Origin of the sequence: Mesorhizobium sp. M0751 (assembly GCF_040320265.1) — a bacterium.
Classification (GTDB): Bacteria; Pseudomonadota; Alphaproteobacteria; order Rhizobiales; family Rhizobiaceae; genus Mesorhizobium.
This window is the reverse complement of sequence record NZ_JAMYPH010000035.1, coordinates 1-15,946: the sequence shown is the minus strand read 5'-3', so window position 1 is coordinate 15,946 and position 15,946 is coordinate 1. Positions and strand designations below refer to the sequence as shown.

At 56.9% G+C, this 15,946-nt stretch carries 14 protein-coding genes and 5 pseudogenes; 6 read left to right on the top strand and 13 right to left on the bottom strand.

Annotation, left to right across the window (positions count from 1 at the left end):
• Positions 1–8 precede the first annotated feature (8 nt).
• The 8 genes and pseudogenes from NKI19_RS30790 to NKI19_RS30755 all read right to left on the bottom strand — a co-directional run bounded on the left by NKI19_RS30790 (position 9) and on the right by NKI19_RS30755 (position 6,431).
• Positions 9–746, bottom strand: coding sequence for a helix-turn-helix transcriptional regulator (locus tag NKI19_RS30790; protein ID WP_502899363.1), 738 nt, complete (start codon positions 744–746; stop codon positions 9–11).
• Positions 747–1,426: 680 nt separating this feature from the next.
• Positions 1,427–1,723 carry a DUF1883 domain-containing protein gene (locus tag NKI19_RS30785; RefSeq protein WP_352567469.1) on the bottom strand — a complete coding sequence of 99 codons (297 nt, stop codon included), beginning with the start codon at positions 1,721–1,723 and terminating at the stop codon, positions 1,427–1,429.
• Positions 1,724–1,839: 116 nt separating this feature from the next.
• The gene (locus tag NKI19_RS30780; RefSeq protein WP_352567468.1) at positions 1,840–2,337 is read right to left on the bottom strand and encodes a Mov34/MPN/PAD-1 family protein; all 498 of its coding nucleotides are present in this window, start codon (positions 2,335–2,337) and stop codon (positions 1,840–1,842) included.
• Between the two features lie 20 nt (positions 2,338–2,357).
• Complete coding sequence (locus tag NKI19_RS30775; protein WP_352567467.1) at positions 2,358–4,130, bottom strand: ThiF family adenylyltransferase; 1,773 nt, start codon at positions 4,128–4,130, stop codon at positions 2,358–2,360.
• A 208-nt stretch (positions 4,131–4,338) separates the two neighbouring features.
• A pseudogene (locus tag NKI19_RS30770) lies at positions 4,339–4,519 on the bottom strand (formyltetrahydrofolate deformylase); the annotation flags it as partial.
• Between the two features lie 338 nt (positions 4,520–4,857).
• A pseudogene (gene istB, locus NKI19_RS30765) lies at positions 4,858–5,605 on the bottom strand (IS21-like element helper ATPase IstB).
• Positions 5,606–5,617: 12 nt separating this feature from the next.
• Complete coding sequence (locus tag NKI19_RS32950; protein ID WP_502899362.1) at positions 5,618–6,040, bottom strand: hypothetical protein; 423 nt, start codon at positions 6,038–6,040, stop codon at positions 5,618–5,620.
• Positions 5,967–6,431, bottom strand: coding sequence for a Mu transposase domain-containing protein (locus NKI19_RS30755; RefSeq protein ID WP_352567466.1), 465 nt, complete (start codon positions 6,429–6,431; stop codon positions 5,967–5,969). The genes NKI19_RS32950 and NKI19_RS30755 overlap by 74 nt, the downstream gene beginning before the upstream one ends.
• A gap of 173 nt (positions 6,432–6,604) precedes the next feature.
• Here NKI19_RS30755 and NKI19_RS30750 point away from each other — a divergent pair, with 173 nt between their 5' ends.
• The 3 genes from NKI19_RS30750 to NKI19_RS30740 all read left to right on the top strand — a co-directional run bounded on the left by NKI19_RS30750 (position 6,605) and on the right by NKI19_RS30740 (position 7,822).
• On the top strand, positions 6,605–6,862 hold the full coding sequence (locus tag NKI19_RS30750) for a hypothetical protein (RefSeq protein WP_352567465.1): 258 nt from the start codon (positions 6,605–6,607) through the stop codon (positions 6,860–6,862).
• Between the two features lie 101 nt (positions 6,863–6,963).
• A complete protein-coding gene (locus NKI19_RS30745; RefSeq protein WP_352567464.1) occupies positions 6,964–7,578 on the top strand; it encodes a tyrosine-type recombinase/integrase in 615 nt (204 codons plus the stop codon).
• Positions 7,579–7,612: 34 nt separating this feature from the next.
• Positions 7,613–7,822 carry a tyrosine-type recombinase/integrase gene (locus NKI19_RS30740; protein ID WP_352567484.1) on the top strand — a complete coding sequence of 70 codons (210 nt, stop codon included), beginning with the start codon at positions 7,613–7,615 and terminating at the stop codon, positions 7,820–7,822.
• Between the two features lie 215 nt (positions 7,823–8,037).
• On the opposite strand, the pseudogene NKI19_RS30735 reads toward NKI19_RS30740, so the two are convergent.
• The 5 genes and pseudogenes from NKI19_RS30735 to NKI19_RS30715 all read right to left on the bottom strand — a co-directional run.
• Positions 8,038–8,594 (bottom strand): annotated as a pseudogene (locus NKI19_RS30735) (CapA family protein); the annotation flags it as partial.
• A gap of 534 nt (positions 8,595–9,128) precedes the next feature.
• The gene (locus NKI19_RS30730; RefSeq protein ID WP_352567463.1) at positions 9,129–9,878 is read right to left on the bottom strand and encodes a class I SAM-dependent methyltransferase; all 750 of its coding nucleotides are present in this window, start codon (positions 9,876–9,878) and stop codon (positions 9,129–9,131) included.
• Positions 9,879–10,049: 171 nt separating this feature from the next.
• Positions 10,050–10,306 (bottom strand): annotated as a pseudogene (locus NKI19_RS30725) (IS21 family transposase); the annotation flags it as partial.
• Between the two features lie 198 nt (positions 10,307–10,504).
• Positions 10,505–11,752: an ATP-grasp domain-containing protein gene (locus tag NKI19_RS30720; protein ID WP_352567462.1), complete on the bottom strand. Its 1,248-nt coding sequence runs from the start codon at positions 11,750–11,752 to the stop codon at positions 10,505–10,507.
• Between the two features lie 341 nt (positions 11,753–12,093).
• Positions 12,094–12,428 (bottom strand): annotated as a pseudogene (locus NKI19_RS30715) (malate synthase G); the annotation flags it as partial.
• A gap of 890 nt (positions 12,429–13,318) precedes the next feature.
• Here NKI19_RS30715 and NKI19_RS30710 point away from each other — a divergent pair.
• The 3 genes from NKI19_RS30710 to NKI19_RS30700 all read left to right on the top strand — a co-directional run bounded on the left by NKI19_RS30710 (position 13,319) and on the right by NKI19_RS30700 (position 15,595).
• The gene (locus tag NKI19_RS30710) at positions 13,319–14,371 is read left to right on the top strand and encodes a KamA family radical SAM protein (protein WP_352567483.1); all 1,053 of its coding nucleotides are present in this window, start codon (positions 13,319–13,321) and stop codon (positions 14,369–14,371) included.
• A gap of 102 nt (positions 14,372–14,473) precedes the next feature.
• Positions 14,474–14,635: a hypothetical protein gene (locus NKI19_RS30705; protein WP_352567461.1), complete on the top strand. Its 162-nt coding sequence runs from the start codon at positions 14,474–14,476 to the stop codon at positions 14,633–14,635.
• A gap of 18 nt (positions 14,636–14,653) precedes the next feature.
• Positions 14,654–15,595 carry a methyltransferase domain-containing protein gene (locus tag NKI19_RS30700; RefSeq protein WP_352567460.1) on the top strand — a complete coding sequence of 314 codons (942 nt, stop codon included), beginning with the start codon at positions 14,654–14,656 and terminating at the stop codon, positions 15,593–15,595.
• Positions 15,596–15,946: the final 351 nt, after the last annotated feature.

Here is a 15,946-nt window from a genome sequence, read left to right as displayed (position 1 = left end):
TCCGGAGGTCAAGCCGACCTATCAGGAAGCGAAAAGCCTGAAGCCGCCAGACGCGTAATCGCCTGTCGGGTGGTTGTCACGCCAAGCTTCTTGCGGACGTTTGCCAGATGGAACTCAGCCGTGTACCGCGAGATCTCCAGGATGCCGCCTGTATCTCGGGCGGACTTGCCGCGCGCCGCCCACTGCAGGCACTCGTATTCACGCGGCGTCAACAACACACCGCCAACTCTTCGATCGCCCGACAGTCTGCAGCGGACGAACGTATGGAAACAGCTCGCGAAAAACGGAAGACCTTGCTCGTAGCGATCGGCCACGCGAAAGTATGCAGGATCGGGCTTGTCAGCGGCAAAGGTCATAGCCGCAAAATTGTCGCGGCCATCAATGATCGGGATCGTCACGCCGCAGCGGATGCCGAACTGCGCTGCTTCCTCGAAAAACCTAAGCTGAGGCGCGGACAGATCAAAACTCTTTAGGTCAAATCCCCATCGAAATGTGGATTCGCCATAGCTTGCACGTAAAATGACCGGGTCGACATTCTGATACCGGTTCTCAAGATAGCGCGCTGTCCAGAGCGCCGGATAATTCGAGATCAGCATGGGCTTGCCATTATACCACGGCGGTAAGGAGAAGTAGGCAAAGGTGAATAGATCCAGACCTGAGGCGACATCGGCCAAGGCTCCGCGAAAATCACCCTCATCGACACTTACCGACAACTTTTCCAGGAATGTCTCGAAGACAATTCGCATGTCCTTCCTCATTGTTCTTCCTCATTGTCCTGACTCACTCCCTTCATCTCTCTGCTGTGCGCCACCCGGCCTGTAGACCCCATCGTAAGCCGACCTCTGGCCGGGCTTACCTTCTTTACAAATGCCGCGACGGTCGCGCATATTATTAGCTCGCCAGCGGTAGCTACGCGGCGATCTCGGACGTTTTTGGCCGAAATGCTACGGCAGCCTCCCAACACAAGAAGGTGCCGATGGAGCAGTTCGAGAGTGCGAAGCGCATTGGTCGAGAGCAGCGGGCGGGCCGAAATTGGGTCACCGAACCCAACAAAAAGACGGGCCGTGCGAGTGGTACGTCTTTGACAATTTCGACCGGTGATCGGCAACGCGACCATTGTATTCCTATGCAGCTATAACCGACGTGATCAGGTCGGAAATCGTCAGGCGTGTTGGTAGCAGTGCTTTGGGCGACTTATGCCAGGTGGGTAGAAGCTGTTGCTCCCGTTTGACAGAGCGAGCGGCGATTCCGTCGAGTTCGTAGTTCGTCCAGCCTTTCGAACGGCTCTGACAAAGCGACCATGCCGAAATGGCTGTTCGCTAATCCCTGATCGATCCGCCTGAGGCTGTTACCGATCCGAAGCTCGAATCCGTCAGACCAGACTGCGAGTCCATCATTCAGCGCCAGTGGACGGACGACATCATCCTTATCTTTCGGAAGCATGGGAGATGAACACCTCGTACTGACGATTCCCGTCTGTGGATGTTCCCGGCGGCGAACTATCCCTGACCAGGGACGGAACAGAACACAGAGCTTCGCGCAATTCGGGCAGAGGCCCGGGCAATTTCCCGATGCTGGAACAAGTGCTGCCTTTAAGCCCCTGCATATCGACGGCTACATGCCAATGCACCGACTTGGGAACCTGCAGGCGGACTGGCTGCTTCGCAAGCCGGCCAATATACTGAGGTCGTTCTCCGCGCCCGTAATTGCTGCAGCTCGTCACCTTAGATTGGCTCCCGACGTGAACGTGATCTCGGCCCTCTGACCGCGAGAACACTGCCCCAAATCGCAATGCGTAAAATTCATCTCCCCCTCATCCTGTGTCGGCCAGAATTTTGATTAAACTCTTACGATCTCCTCGCCTGTTTCAGAAGAGGGACTCGTGTAGGCTTCGATAGTCGCTTCTCTCTCATCCAGGAATTCAAAGAGAAATAACTTGGTCCGCAGTTCGCAGAACCAAGAGTGCAAAGACCACTCACCCGGTTTGCCGCACATGAGCATCATGACAGGCCTTTGATTTCGCGCCGTCGGGGTTTTTATGATCGTTTTCAGGCATACTCGATCCGTCCAGCTCAGGCGGTTCGAAACGGCATCGGGGTGGGTGTGCCAGTCCCCGAGATACGTGTCCAACCTCCCGGAACGCTCATAGTGCTTCGCAATCTCCACCTGTTGCCAGCTTTGATCAGGGAGAAAGCTGCTTCGCTCGTGAGATGCTCGGGGCCCGGCCGGGATCATTGCTGTTATGACGGCAACGTTGCTTTCGGCCCAGTACCCCATGAAGGTCCCACCCGTTTCCCGATCATACCAGAGGTCGGCATCCATCTGCATGTCCTGCATGATCGCCCGAGGCACCCACACTATGGGTTGCATCCGCATTCCTTCATGGGAGGCAACCCATCCACCCGCCAAGACGGCGGCACCCGCTTGATGCCGTCATGCAATGTGAGGCTGTGAACCAAGGATTCCTTGAACTCGGCTGGCTGCGAGAGAATGTCCACGGTCAACCGGACAGCTTCCAGCGATAATTCATGAAGATCGAATGAAGCCCCAGTGAAGGTCAACTCGGCGCATCCAGCCGGCTGATTTAGCGCGGAGATTTCTCCTGACCCAGGAGCTTTCTCGATCAAACCTTTCGCATAGGCAAATTCGCGGCAGGTTGGACAGCCGGATTTCGGCTGATAGGCCGCAACGACGCCCCCCTTCAAAGAGAGCGTCCCGAAAAGAGAGATCATCGGTTTGCCGGCGGACTTGCAGTGATCGGCCAGCAAACGTGAGATTCCGGAAGAGGCCGTTGCATCGATGACGATGTCCGCCTTCCCAAAAATCGGCGGTAGAACTGAATGGTCTCCTCCGTTCCCGTCGGCCGCCGTGGCTATGCCTACGGTGTGGTGGATCGCCTCGACCTCGACGCTCGGGTATTCGGATTCCACGTGGTGCTTGACGGCGGTCGTCTTTCGCATTCCCCAGGCCGTCGCACCAAGCGGCCATCGGATCGAGTTTCCTGGTTCGACGATGTCATGGTCGATGACGGTGAGATGGGAACAGCCGTTGCGGGCAAGCTCGATCGCAACTGGGGCACCAATAGCTCCCATCCCGAAGATGGCAATCACCTTATCCTTCAAGATGCCGACCGATGGAACTCGGGCGCCGATGTCTGTGGACCCGGCGCGGAGCGTGGGAACTATGATCATGGAGGGGCTGGTCCCTCTCTGTCCTTGCTTCACAGCCCGGAACGACTTTGCTGGTCCGTAACGCAGTGGAAATAGCCAGGTGTCGCCGTCAACACGGTGGCTGAGTTCCGTCGATTGGACCGTGACGGACATCGAAATAGCGGGCGAGCCACTATTGATCACGTCGCCTCCAAAGGTAAGCTGGCCCTGCGCCTTCCGCCAACCCTCGGGCGATGGCGGCGCGAAACGACCTACGCGCCTCCACGGAAATATGCCCGTGACCTTCTTCAATTGAAGTCCGGGAGGAAGCGGAAATTTCCGGGCAGCTAGAACGGACCCGTCCTTCGCCTTGATTTCCTCGACCACACCCTGGAATCTAATTTTGTCGTCCATCTTTTGAAGGGAGTAAGACGCCCGCAACGTGCCCTCTGTTTCAGCTCCTACATTCCAGGCGGTGTCGATCAACATATAGCTGCCGTCGACATAGCCATCGAATGCCGGGGCGAAGGCGTTCCACCAGAATTCCATCGGTTCGCCCTGTGGATCCTCCATGCCCGTACCATTCAGAGCGTTGGCGAGTTGCTTCTCCAGAAGTTTCGCCAATGTCCACTCGATGGACCACAGTCCTGTGTCACGGCCCAACAGGCAAAGGTTGCCGTCGGTCGGTGAGCAATGCTTGTGCGGAAAAGTTTCCGGGTTTCCTCGAAGGGCGACTTGCGGGCGCACGAAGGGATAGCTGTCGGGGAAAACTGCGCGAAGCTGGCAGACTTCCCCGGATGCCAGCGGCCATTCGAACTCGATGCTGAGCACCCCCTGTTTCAGTTGGTCTTCGTCTATTCGCAGCGAGTCTCCGGCGAAGAATGCCAGGTCACGGAGTTCGAAATCCAGTCGTCCGACGCAGGTATGCTCCCAGTGGGGGAGCATACCTGTTTTCAGATCGCCGTAGCCTATCCAGGTCATCCTACTGGACGATCCGGCAGCTGAGGTGGGTCCTTGGGGCCAGGCGGAACGCCGGGCGGACGACCCGGAACGCCATCTGGCGGGCCTGGGAACCAGTCGGGGGGGCCCGGCGGGGTGTGGCCTGGATTGCCGGGGATTGGGAGCCGTGCCATGTCGATTCTCCTTTGTGATTGGTCGAAGATACAGATTTTCATATTGAGGCGTTCAGCTAACCTGGTAACAGGATTGCGCTATTTCCGTTGAGCATAATCCGCCGCTCCACATGCAGCTTGACGGCCCGTGCAAGAATCCGGCTTTCGATGTCGCGGCCCGTCGCAACGAAATCCTCCGCTCATCGCATCCGTCTCAGCTTCCTGATCTATGACACCTTCGTCGAGGTCGGGCGTCACAGGAGGAGACTTGCATTTTGAGAACTGTAATAATTGGGGACGAGAGTTTGCGCCAAAATGCGTTGATTGCTGAAATATAAGCTGCAGAATCGACCCGCCTTGAAACTCACCAGCCTCTGCGTTTGCGCGCTGTGGCCTGACATGGTCTTCCTCTGATGCTAGAGCGGGATGATTTTAAGTTCGGTCATAGCCAGCCTCCGAAGAAGCCGGCCATCGATTCCGATTTGAAGCCGGCCAGTCATTCCGATTTCATTCCGGCCGGCGTTCCGATTTGAAGCCGGCCATTTTTCGGACTGATCCTGGGTCTCGTTGATGTTTGGATTGGGTTTCGTTTCAGGTCAAGCTTGCGCTGTTTCGGTCGCTCCTGGCGAGCGCTGTTTTCGCATGCTTTCACCGATGAGATCGTAGGCGTTGTGAACGAGGCGGTCGAGGATGGCATCGGCCAGAGTTGGGTTTGCAATGATCTCGTACGAGTGATCCAGTGGCAGCTGACTGGTGACGATTGTCGATCGGCGTTCGTAGCGGTCTTCAATGATCTCAAGCACATCACGCCGCTGGTCATCATTGAGTTTTTCCGGCCCCAGTCATCGAGAATGAGAAGGTCGGTTTTGGCGAGTTGCTTGAGGATCCGGCCATAACGTCCGTCGCCTCTCGCGAGGGCAAGTGTTGCAAACAGCCGGGGAACGCGGTGATAGGCGACGGAGAAATCCTCTCGGCAAGCTTTGTGGCCTAGCGCACAGGCCAGCCAGCTCTTGCCGACGCCCGCCGGCCCGGTGATGAGAAGACTGTGATGCTTGCGAATCCAGTCGCAGCCGGCGAGCGCCATGAACAGATTGCGGTCAAGACCGCGTGCGGCACGAAAGTCGGCATTCTCGATCTGTGCGTCATGGCGAAGCTTTGCAGCTCTGGCGCGGGCTTCGAAACGTTATGGCGGCGCATGGTAGCCTCGCGCTCGAGCAGCATGGCAAGCCATTCGCCATGCTCGAGGCCGCGTGCTTCGGATCGTGCGTCGAGTTCCTGGAAGGCGGTGGCCATGCCATGAAGGCCGAGTTCGCGCAGCATGTCGATGGTCGGATGGATAAGCATTGGTGTGTCTCCTCAATGAAAGTAATCAGGGCCACGCAGATTGGCGTGATCGACGATGGCGGTCGGTTCGGTGGAATGCCTTGCGGCCTTGTGATTGGCGATGAGCGAGGCGCTGCTCTTGCAGTTCAGCCCACCGATCTCGACAGCGCGGGCTGACACGGCTTCGGCGCGATCGCGTGTGACATCGCGAAACAGGCGCAGGACACCCAGGCATGTTCGAAAGCCTTGTTCAGGATGTGGGCGGCTGGCGAGGATTGCGACAACCAAGCCCATCTCGGGGCCGACGGATGCGGCCCAGCGACGGAAACGATCCGGCGTCCACTCGGCATATCGCCGGTGGGAGCTGGGCATATGATCCGGATCAGTCCCATGACGAGGGCCGCCATAGCGGCGCTGATGGACGGCAATGCGCTTGCCGCGGTGAAAGATCTCGATGGTGCGTGCCGTTGCTCTCAGATCGACTTGCTGGCGAAATGAGGTTGTGCGGTACGGAATAAAAGAAGGTCTTGAACTCGACATGGTAGTCCGTCGAGACGCGGGCCAAACGCCACTCGGCGACTTCGTAGTCTTCGCTCGGAAGGCTTGCGAGCGCAGCACGCTCGACGCTCTCAAACAGTTGCCGGCGACTGACGCCCAGCCGACGCATGACGTGATCATTGATGCGATCGAGTGCCTGGCGAATGGCGGCATTGGCCTCGGCCAGCGAGAAGAAGGTCTGGTTGCGCAGACGCCCCAGAATGCAGGATTGGGCAAAACGCACTCCCATTTTCCACTTTCGATTTATCCCGAGGCTTTCTTGGCCGTGCCGGAAGAACGCCGACGCCATAGTGGGATGCCATCATGCCGTAGCTGCGGTTGATCTCGGGATCGTAGAAGCTGGCGCGGCTGACGCCCGACTTCAGATTGTCGGGGACTTGCTCGGGTGCTTGGCCGTCGTGGGGATCTTGACGCAACATAATTCAATGCCTGGGTAGCAAGCCTTTTCAATGGAGGTTTGCTATGGATCTGACGACTGATGCCGGCCATCCGGCCGGCCACTACCATGACGCGCCGTTTGCCGAAGAGCGGCACCGTTACCTTCGCCACTGTGCGGAACGCGGGGCGACTTCCGCTTCGCTGACGATAAAGCGCAACGAGCTGTTGTGGATTGCCAAGCGTCTCGGTCCGGATGCTTCTTCGGAGGGCATCGACATCGAGGCACTTCGATGGATTGCCATTGAGAGGCAACAAGCCCACGGAGCCGTCACCGCGGCGTGAAGAGTGATCGATATCGGACGACCTTGGCTTCGATTTCTCGGTTGGTGGCACCGAGTGCCGAGTTCGAATATCAGAGCCAACTCGATGAGTATGTGAGATGGATGCGCGATGAGCGCGGCTTCACACCATCGACGCTCGAGCAATGGACCCGTGTGATCGGTAGGTTCCTGCGCTGGTGCGACCAGACGAACCGGCAACTCGGGGACCTTCAGGCCGGGGACATCGACGCTTATTTCGTTACCCAGGCGACGGGACGATGGTCCCGCGTGTCGGTCGCCAACAGCGCTTCGGCTCTGCGCGGATTTCTGCGCTACGCAGGAAAGCGGGGAATGTGCGCAGACAGCCTGGCTGGGTCGATTTGCCGTCCCCGGCTCTACCGACAGGAGTCTCTGCCGTACGCCCCGGACTGGTCAGACGTGCAGCGCATGTTGGCCGATGCCGAGAGCGACAAGCCGCGGGACATCCGCGATCGTGCAATACTGCTGCTGCTTGCGGTCTATGGAATGCGCAGCGGGGAGGTAGTGGCATTGCGCCTCGATCAGATCGACTGGGCCGGTCGGACTCTACGGCTTTTCCGTCTGAAGCGCCGCCAGCCGCAGATCTATCCGCTCGTTTCATCTGTTGCTGAGGCGCTCGCCCGCTCATCGACGCGGTGCGGCCGTCGTCGTCGTGCCCGGAAGTCTTCCTTTGCATGCAAGCGCCCCGTCGGCCGTTGAAGGCGGGGAGCATCTATGATGTCGCCAACCGCAGATTTGTCGCGCTTGGAATCGAAGCGGCCCATCGTGGGGGCACGCGCTGCGCCATGCCTGCGCCTCTCGGCTTCTTGCCGAAGGTCTGTCGATAAAGGAGATCGGGGACCATTTGGGGCACCGTAGCGCGGCGACAACCAGCATCTACGCCAAGGTGAACTTGGCAGCTCTTCGCGAGGTTGGTGCATTCGACCTGGGAGCGCTGCAATGATGCTGACCGATGTCGTCGACGCTTATCTGACCAAGCAGCGGTCATTGGGCATGCGTTTCCGAGTCCGCCGAGGTGCTGCTGCGCAGGTTCTGCCGCGTGATGGGCAATCCCGAGATCAGCGAGATTACCCCAGAGACGGTAGCCGCGTTTCTCCAAGGCAGCGGCTCTCTCAGCGCCACCTGGATGCTGCGCTAAGTCGCGGCACAACGATACTTTTTTTCCAACCCAAGTGCATTGATTCCTGGCCTGTCAGGTGCCTCGCCTGCTGAATCGCACGCACGGGCCATACGCCCAAACGTAGTTGCAAATGATATCACTGCGACGCGCCCGTTCAATGTCTCCATGAAGCGAGCGGCGCCGGCTTGTGCGAGATTCTCGCCCGCACCTGCATGGACGATGCCGTTCTCGTCGAGCGCCCGGCTTGTCTCGCGCATGCCTTCAACGCCCCAGTCGACTGTATGGTTGTTGGCGCGACTGAGCATATTGAATCCCATGGCTTTTCAAGTCAGGTCCAGCCTCAGGTGCGCTAATGCAATAAGCACCGCCATACTCGGCTTGTGGGCATCCTTCGACCCAACATTCAAGATATTTGTTTCTAAATTTCCGAACGTGACATCGGTATCCTTAAGAATCTTGACAAGTTCGTCGAACGTCGACCCTTAGTCACTGGTCGTGCAAAGAGCAGGTCGCCAACAGGCACCATCGTGAAGCCGTTTTCAACGTTCGTTTCGATTGAACCGACAGTGTCAAAGCCACCGTTCTGCTGGACCACATGACGACCATCTCGTAGATAATTTTTTCCATAGGATCTCCTAATTTCGCAAGCGCATGTTTCGACTCTATACTTGAGTGTGCGCTGCATTAAGAATGGGTCACGAGGCTGACACGTGCGCAGGCGAATAATCCCCCACAACAGCCGACTGCGCATAAATGCCTGCGCCGGGCAGCGGCCCCGTCGAACCAAATAGCTTCAAATCCCCAGCGCGTTGATAAGTCGAGACACAGCCGCGGTGAAAAAGACGTCCCCAAGCAAACCCAGAGGCGTCATGAATAAGGCGGGCTAGCAGATGCCAGATGATCACGGCGAGCCTGTGCGACGACGTGCTGACCGCGCTGAGCGCTTTTTGTCTTATCCACAGGCAACCGGCGTCTCCCGCAGCATGGAACTGCTGGTCGGATAACAACCGCCTGCCTACATTACAACCCATCCAACCCGTCATCTCCTCCATTATTCAATGTTCCAAGTGACGCGCAGCTCACTTTTCGGACTTTCGCCGATAGGTTTGCAATCAGCATGACCACCCAACTACTTATACGCGACAACAATGAGGCGGGGGCCATAAGGTGTGAAGGTTTCGCCTTCCTGCCCATAGGCTTCGACAGCATCGAACCCAGCGCTTCGCAGCATGCGAACGTATTCGGAAAATCCATGCTGTTTGAAAGAAAAACGCATTCGTCTAACGCATCCATCGCGGACGACGATCCTTTCGCAGTTGCGACGATCCGTTAGTGCGTCATTGTTCATTATATCGATTCTTAGGTCGTCGTCGCGCTGCACGATCTCGTAGGTAGGCGACTTTTCGCGCAACAAAGAGAAGCGATTGAGCTGATCGATTAGCAGACGCCCGCCCATTCGAAGCGAGGCAGCGGCTTCATGAAGGACTCTTTCATTCCCCGCTTCATCGAAATAGCCAAAGGTAGTATACCACATGTAGGCCGCCTCGAAACGATCCCGCCAAGGAAGTGAGCGCATATCGCCGCGAACATATTCAACATGTACCCCGCGTTCAGCCGCATCCACTTCGGCTTTCTTTAGTAAGATCGGCGAAATATCCAGTCCAGTTACCCGCGCACCCTTTTCTGCCAATCGGTTAGTGATCCGGCCATAGCCACATCCGAGTTCAAGAACCGGACTGCCTTGTCTGAGTGAAAGCAGCTCCCAAACTGCTCCACTTTCCCGGTCACTTGCCTCAGGCGGATTGACCAAATCGGCAAAATGGAGATAATCTTCACTGAAGTACAACTCGATCTCGTCTGGTGAAAGTGGATTGCTCATGCCATTTCTCATGTTCGCCGCCAAAATTTCTCAGTATTCAGTTTGCACAAAGCAGATTTAATTGGAAGAACGAAATTGTGAATAACTGTATTCATTTTTTTTAGTTTTTGCGAAATTTTTTAACTGCCCTTTCGTGGCCCTATTTGAGTCCGTTGCCTGGTGCCATAATGGGCCGGCGCTCCTCACGCCGGCCGAGAGGTCCCCTCGCATGCGTCGATGCGCGCTCGGCAAGTGATCCGGCAACGGTCGTATGGCCACGCCGCTTGGGCTCAGCTGAGCCTTGCGAAAGATATCGACGGAGTTGGCAGCGATGCGGCACATCGACGAGCTCGCGGACGGCGATAGGGCATGGAACACCAGTGCCCGTCGAGTTCGAGATGATAATGGGGGGCGACGCGGCAACGCTTCCAGCGGGCGAACACAGAAGGTGACGAGGTCGAGAAGACACCGATGCCTCCGCTCGAAGACGATCACCGGTTCGTGATCTCGGCCTGGAGAGATGAGGCAAAGTAGGATATTGGACCGTCCAAAATTGAACGACAATGGGGATCCTCCTCGACTTATGCCCTTCTCCTGCTTTGGACCAGCGTTCAGCGATGCACTGGTACCCGAACATAAGGGGCCGCTCATAGGTCCTTTTTTTCGCTAATCGTCGGAAGTGGCGTGATCGACCAATTGATTAAGCCGACGGCACGCTGAAGGATCGCCTCGGTCTGAGCTGGGCTGGCGGAAGCGGCGATGACATGTCCGATCGTGTCTCGGTAATCGCCTTTCCTGACGATCGGCGTCTTGGGTTCAGCATAGAATTTTACCTCGGCGATACCGAGTATGGCGGCCGCCCGACTGTCGCCGTCGATCCAGTCGAGGATGCCGTCGCGATCAGGAAGCAGGAATCGCGCTGCCGCAATCTGCAAATGCCTTCTGCGCAGATCCCATTCCTGGCCGATGACGAGCTTGATGTGCTCGGTGACGATATCAACGCCGTAGGCCGCCTGAGTGACTCGAGGAATGATGCCACCTGGAAGACGCGGATTGACTTCGATAACCACTGGGCCACGCTTCGTCCACCGGAATTCAATGTTCGCTGGCCCCCAGCCAAGGCCGAGAGCTCGCAAACAGCTCAGCGAAAGATCTGTAATACGTCTATGCTCGTCATCAGCGAGCGGGGCTGGAAAGATGCTCTCACGCACGACAAAATGCGGTGGGGGGCCGAATTCGGTAGCGGTAATTCCAACGACCTCACTTCCCATAATATGAGCGCTATAATGGTTGCCTTGCGCGAATTCTTCAACCACCATCCTCGGCGAAGAGCGCCAAATGTGCTTCCCGCTCAACAAATAGGTCGTATGTTCGGCCAATTCATCAACGGTGCGGCACAATCGGACACCGTTGCTTCCGCTGCCGACGGCCGGCTTAACGACTACCGGTATGCCGATCTCTGCAGCAGCGCTTTTTACTTCCCTCGCATCTGCCGCCAAGCGATAAGCAGGCATTGGAACGCCGGCCTCCGCAAGGACTTGACGTTGAACGAATTTGTCGCTGCATCGCTCAATCGATGCGGGGTTCGGTCCCGGCAGCTCAAAATGCCGGCAGAGCTTGCCAACCGCCGCATAAACCAACTCGTCGAGCCCCGTGAAGCCAGTAATGCCACCGATCTCGTAGGCCGCACCTATTCGCGTACACTCGCGGATCAATGCGTCGAGATCGTCCGTATCGACACGGACTGCCTCAAGCCTTTCTGCCGCAATGTAGTCGTACTGAGCTGGATCAGTTGATAGCGTAATTGGATGAAGCCCAAGCCGCTGGGCCGCCTTCACGTATAGCAGACCAATACTCCTGTGCCCTTCAAGCAGGATGAGTGCTCTTTTTGCCATTTGCTGTTGACCTTCCGTAGCGTGCTGTGGCCGTGGTACTCGATAAGTCGGCATTAGCTTTTTCAGCCGAGCCTGACGTTCAGCCTGACGTGGCTCCAAGTGAGGGTACTCCAGTTGGCGATCTGCGGTCGCAAAGTGTCTGTAAATTTACTTGAAGCTATTGTTGCAATGTTTTTCGTCGCCAACGGCCTTGACATGGAGCGACTCGACGAATTCGGAGCGTATCCGACGGGCCGATCTCTGCGGCAGAGCTTTCTACGTCCGTCGCATTTGCTGCCAGACGATAAGCAGGGATTGGAACGCCAGCGTCCGCAAGGACCTGACGTTGAAGGAATTTGCCTGAGGAAGCCGGTGTTGATGAAGACGACGCGCTCACTGGCGGCGCGGATCACCTCCTTGAGGTTGACGGTGGTGCGCCGCTCCTCGTCGTTGATACCCATCTTGATGGTTTTTTGGCCATGCCTAGCAGCGCTTCGACGCGGTCAAAATCTCGACGGCGAGGGCGACTTCGTCGGGCACATGCATCTTGGGCTTACGATATGGATCGAGCCGGCACGAGAGTTTTGTCTGCGCTCGTTCGGGCCGATGTCGTGCAGCGCAATCAGCGCCGTCATCGCGCATACATGATGCCTTCCGGCACCTCGTTGCCGTCGCGGTCGAGGATCGCCGGATTGGTCCTGACCAGCAATTAAGGCCGAGATGAAGTCGGCAAGTTTTGACGGAGCGGCTCTCATAGTAGAAGCGGCGTGACGGTCGCATCCTGAGGGTCCTGTCCACCCTCTCAACCTGGCGTTGGTCCAGGGGTGCCTTGGGGTGGTGATCTGGACGTCGTTATCGGTGAGCACGGTGTGGATATTGTAGGGCCGTTGCGATCAGGCACAGCAGGAAGTCTCTCGATACGGCGGTGGTGCTTTCTCATGAATTCGACAATGGCGAACCTCGGGGTGCTGTCGCCGAACATGTGCAGCTTGCCCCGTTCGATGCGCACCTCGGGGAGGTCGATGTGGAAATGGCGTAGCCGCGCCGACCGCAAATCGCCCTCCGCGGCACAGCTCAATCCGCCTCGCAATAGTCTTGGCGTGTCGATCTTCTCTACGAGCGCGCAGGTTCGTTATGTCGGCTCGCGGTGCTTTCTCCGGATGCGCGTTGCCGGACAACTAGTCTAGACCCGATCGGAGAGAGCCGATGACCGCCGGTGCTGTCAACCAATCCCACCTCCGCCAAGGACGTCACTTTCCGTACCACCCAAGGTGAGCCCCTGTCCGGGATCGAACACGCTGAGGACCTAGCATTCCGCCGTTGCGGCGTGAAACATGGCTTTGCAGTTGTTGCTCGTACAACCCTTTCGGTGGCACGCCGATTGCGGGGGACACATCGAAGTATCCGTTAGGCGTAGCGGTCTGGCGGTCGCCCGCCGAGGAGGTTTAGATGAAACTAGCTCGAAATGTCCCCATCGATGCGTCGGACGGTCGTGAGTTGAACGCGCAGGCTAACTGCGGGGCGCCTTCCGTTTGCCGTCCCGAAGCACCGACCACCAACTCGGACCAGCCGCCCGACACTGCGGTCATGAATTTCATCGAGGGGACGCGCGTCGTTACCGAGAGCGAGCTGCAAGCCAATAGCATCATGCGTTATCACGTCACAAAGTTTTATCGTGAGCAGATCACCAAAAGCGGTTACTACGAACAGCTAAAGTATATTGTGCAGCCTTCATTCGAAGAATTCAATAGTCAAGGCAATCTGGATACGAGCGGCGAGCAAGATAACACGGTCATCCCCGGTTTTCAGCATAAGTATCCCCAAACCGGTCTGTTGCTGTTGACGAACCGTTGCGGTTCATATTGCCGTTATTGCCTTCGAAAGCGCATGGTCGGCAAAGACTCCGACGAAATAGCAGCTGATTTTGCGGAAATTGGGCAATATATTCGGAACCATCCCGAAATTACAAACGTGCTGCTAACGGGGGGCGACCCTTTCGTGCTGAGCACGGTCAAGCTTGACAAAATTCTTGATCATCTGCTGCCAATCCCACATCTCGATTCGATCCGCATCGGCACAAAGATCCTAGCCTATCAACCCAAGCGTTTGGAGGATCCCGCTTTGCCGGCCTTCTTTCAACGGATCCGTGAGGCGGGCAAGGCTGCGGTGATCGTCACCCACTTCGACCACATCGGTGAAATCTCGGTCCACGCGGAACGGAACATCTGCTCCTTGCGCACGCAAGGCGTGCAGTTCCTGAACCAAACCGTGCTTCTTGCGAAAGTCAACGATGATCCCGAGATCTTGGCTGCCACTTTCGCAAAGTGTCACAAGATGGGTGTGAGTCCTTATTATCTCTTTCAGGCCAGACCTGTGAAAGGCGCATTGCATTTTCAAGTTCCGCTCTGTCGCGGAATAGAGATTGCGCGCGGCATTAACCAACGCTTGGCCGGCATTCAAAAGACATTCAAATACATCATGTCCCATTACACAGGAAAGATCGAAATTCTAGGCCTTTCAGCCGATGGGCGAATATACATGAGATATCACCAAAACAAGACTCCTGAAAAAATCGGAAAGATCTTTTCTCGGCCGAACATCGAGGGCGTCTGTTGGTTGGATGATTTGCCCGAACGATGAGGTCAAGGGTACCAAATTACGGCGTGCAAAGTTCGCCGGTTGCTTTGTTGACCCCTTCAGAAGATACCAATCAACCCTTCAGTGATATCTATGAGAGTTCTCTTGGTGCGCGAAGGTCACAAGTCCGATCAAAAGAAGTTCGCCATGCTGAATTCCGATGGCCCCAGCAGGACGTCCCTCAAGATGGCAACAGCCCCCAAAGGCGGTGTCCGTGAGCAATTCGCTTACAAGCTCGCCGCCAAAGTATCGCTCGCCGGTGGCTGATCACGAAGGAGTACGACGATGTTTCCCAACGGTATAGATTCGCACCTCGCCCGCTTAAAAAAGGTAAATCCGGTGGCCTTCAAGGCCATTGTGCCAGACATACGTAGAAAATCATTCGACTGCCTTATCAACCTGTCGCGCAATGAGTTCACTCCGGAAGGGCGCGGGTCGGACTACCTCGATAGCATAAAAGTGTCCCTGCTGGCTCGATCCGAGGGTGTGATGGATCTTCTGGGCAAGATGCACCCCAATGGTCGCGACGGACTTTGTTCATCAATGATCATCTGCGATCTGCTCGCCGGTGACGGATACGTAAATAAGGTAGCGCATCGGCTCTTGGGTGAGGCGCGTTGCCCAAGTTTCATCAACTCTGACGTCTCCCAATACATGGTAGACCGTTGCATCCGAGATGGCCTGTTTGCGATCTGGCAGGGCGCGACCGATCCGTTCTGGATTAAAGACGGATCGGTGGATGGTGTTCTGATGGCTTACGGCACGCACCACATTCCGCGCGCTCAGCGCTCCACCGCCGTTCGGGCGGCTGGGCGAATTCTCCGGCCCGGTGGCATCTTTGTTCTTCATGACTTTGAAGAGGGCTCACCCACTGCCCGCTGGTTCGCTGACGTGGTGTCAACTCATTCCGTGACCCCACATGACTATCCTCATTTTACCGCGGGAGAGGTGCTCGATCTGTTCGCCGCTGCGCAGTTCGATCAGGTAACTGTGCAGCGAATCAAAGACCCATTCGTCTTCCACGGAAGAGACGAAGAAAGCGCTCTCCAACTGTTAGCCGAATACGTCGTGAAGATGTACGGGCTAGAGCAGCTCCGGAGCCACACGCAGCGCGTGCTCGCGCTCCTTGATGAGTATTTCGGGCTCGTCGTTACACGAGCCTCTCACGGTGAGTTCGAAGCACGAATTACGCGAAATGCCTTGGTCGGGAGCGGGCGACGCGTGTGAAACACATTATTGCTGGTCCCCATCAACGGCTGAGGCCGCAGCTTGCTCTGCGTTGTCGCAGCCTTCTTGCACCGGGTATAGGGACCTGTCGGCAGGATAGGCAGAGCGTTGATCCTGATGAGCGCCTGGCTTCGCGGTCACGGCTGAGCGCGAAAGTGGCCGCGCCAACCTGGTCGGCGAGCGTCGACAGGCTCAGTGGCACGCCCTCTCGCGCGAAACGTTCAGCCTGGCGGTTCAATGGTTGATGCGTAAGCGCCAAGCTGACCCCATCTGGCGCGGCTTGAGGTGATGAGCGAGACATACTGACACTGAAGCAAGGAGCCGAGGAGCTTGCAGTGTCAATTTCTATGT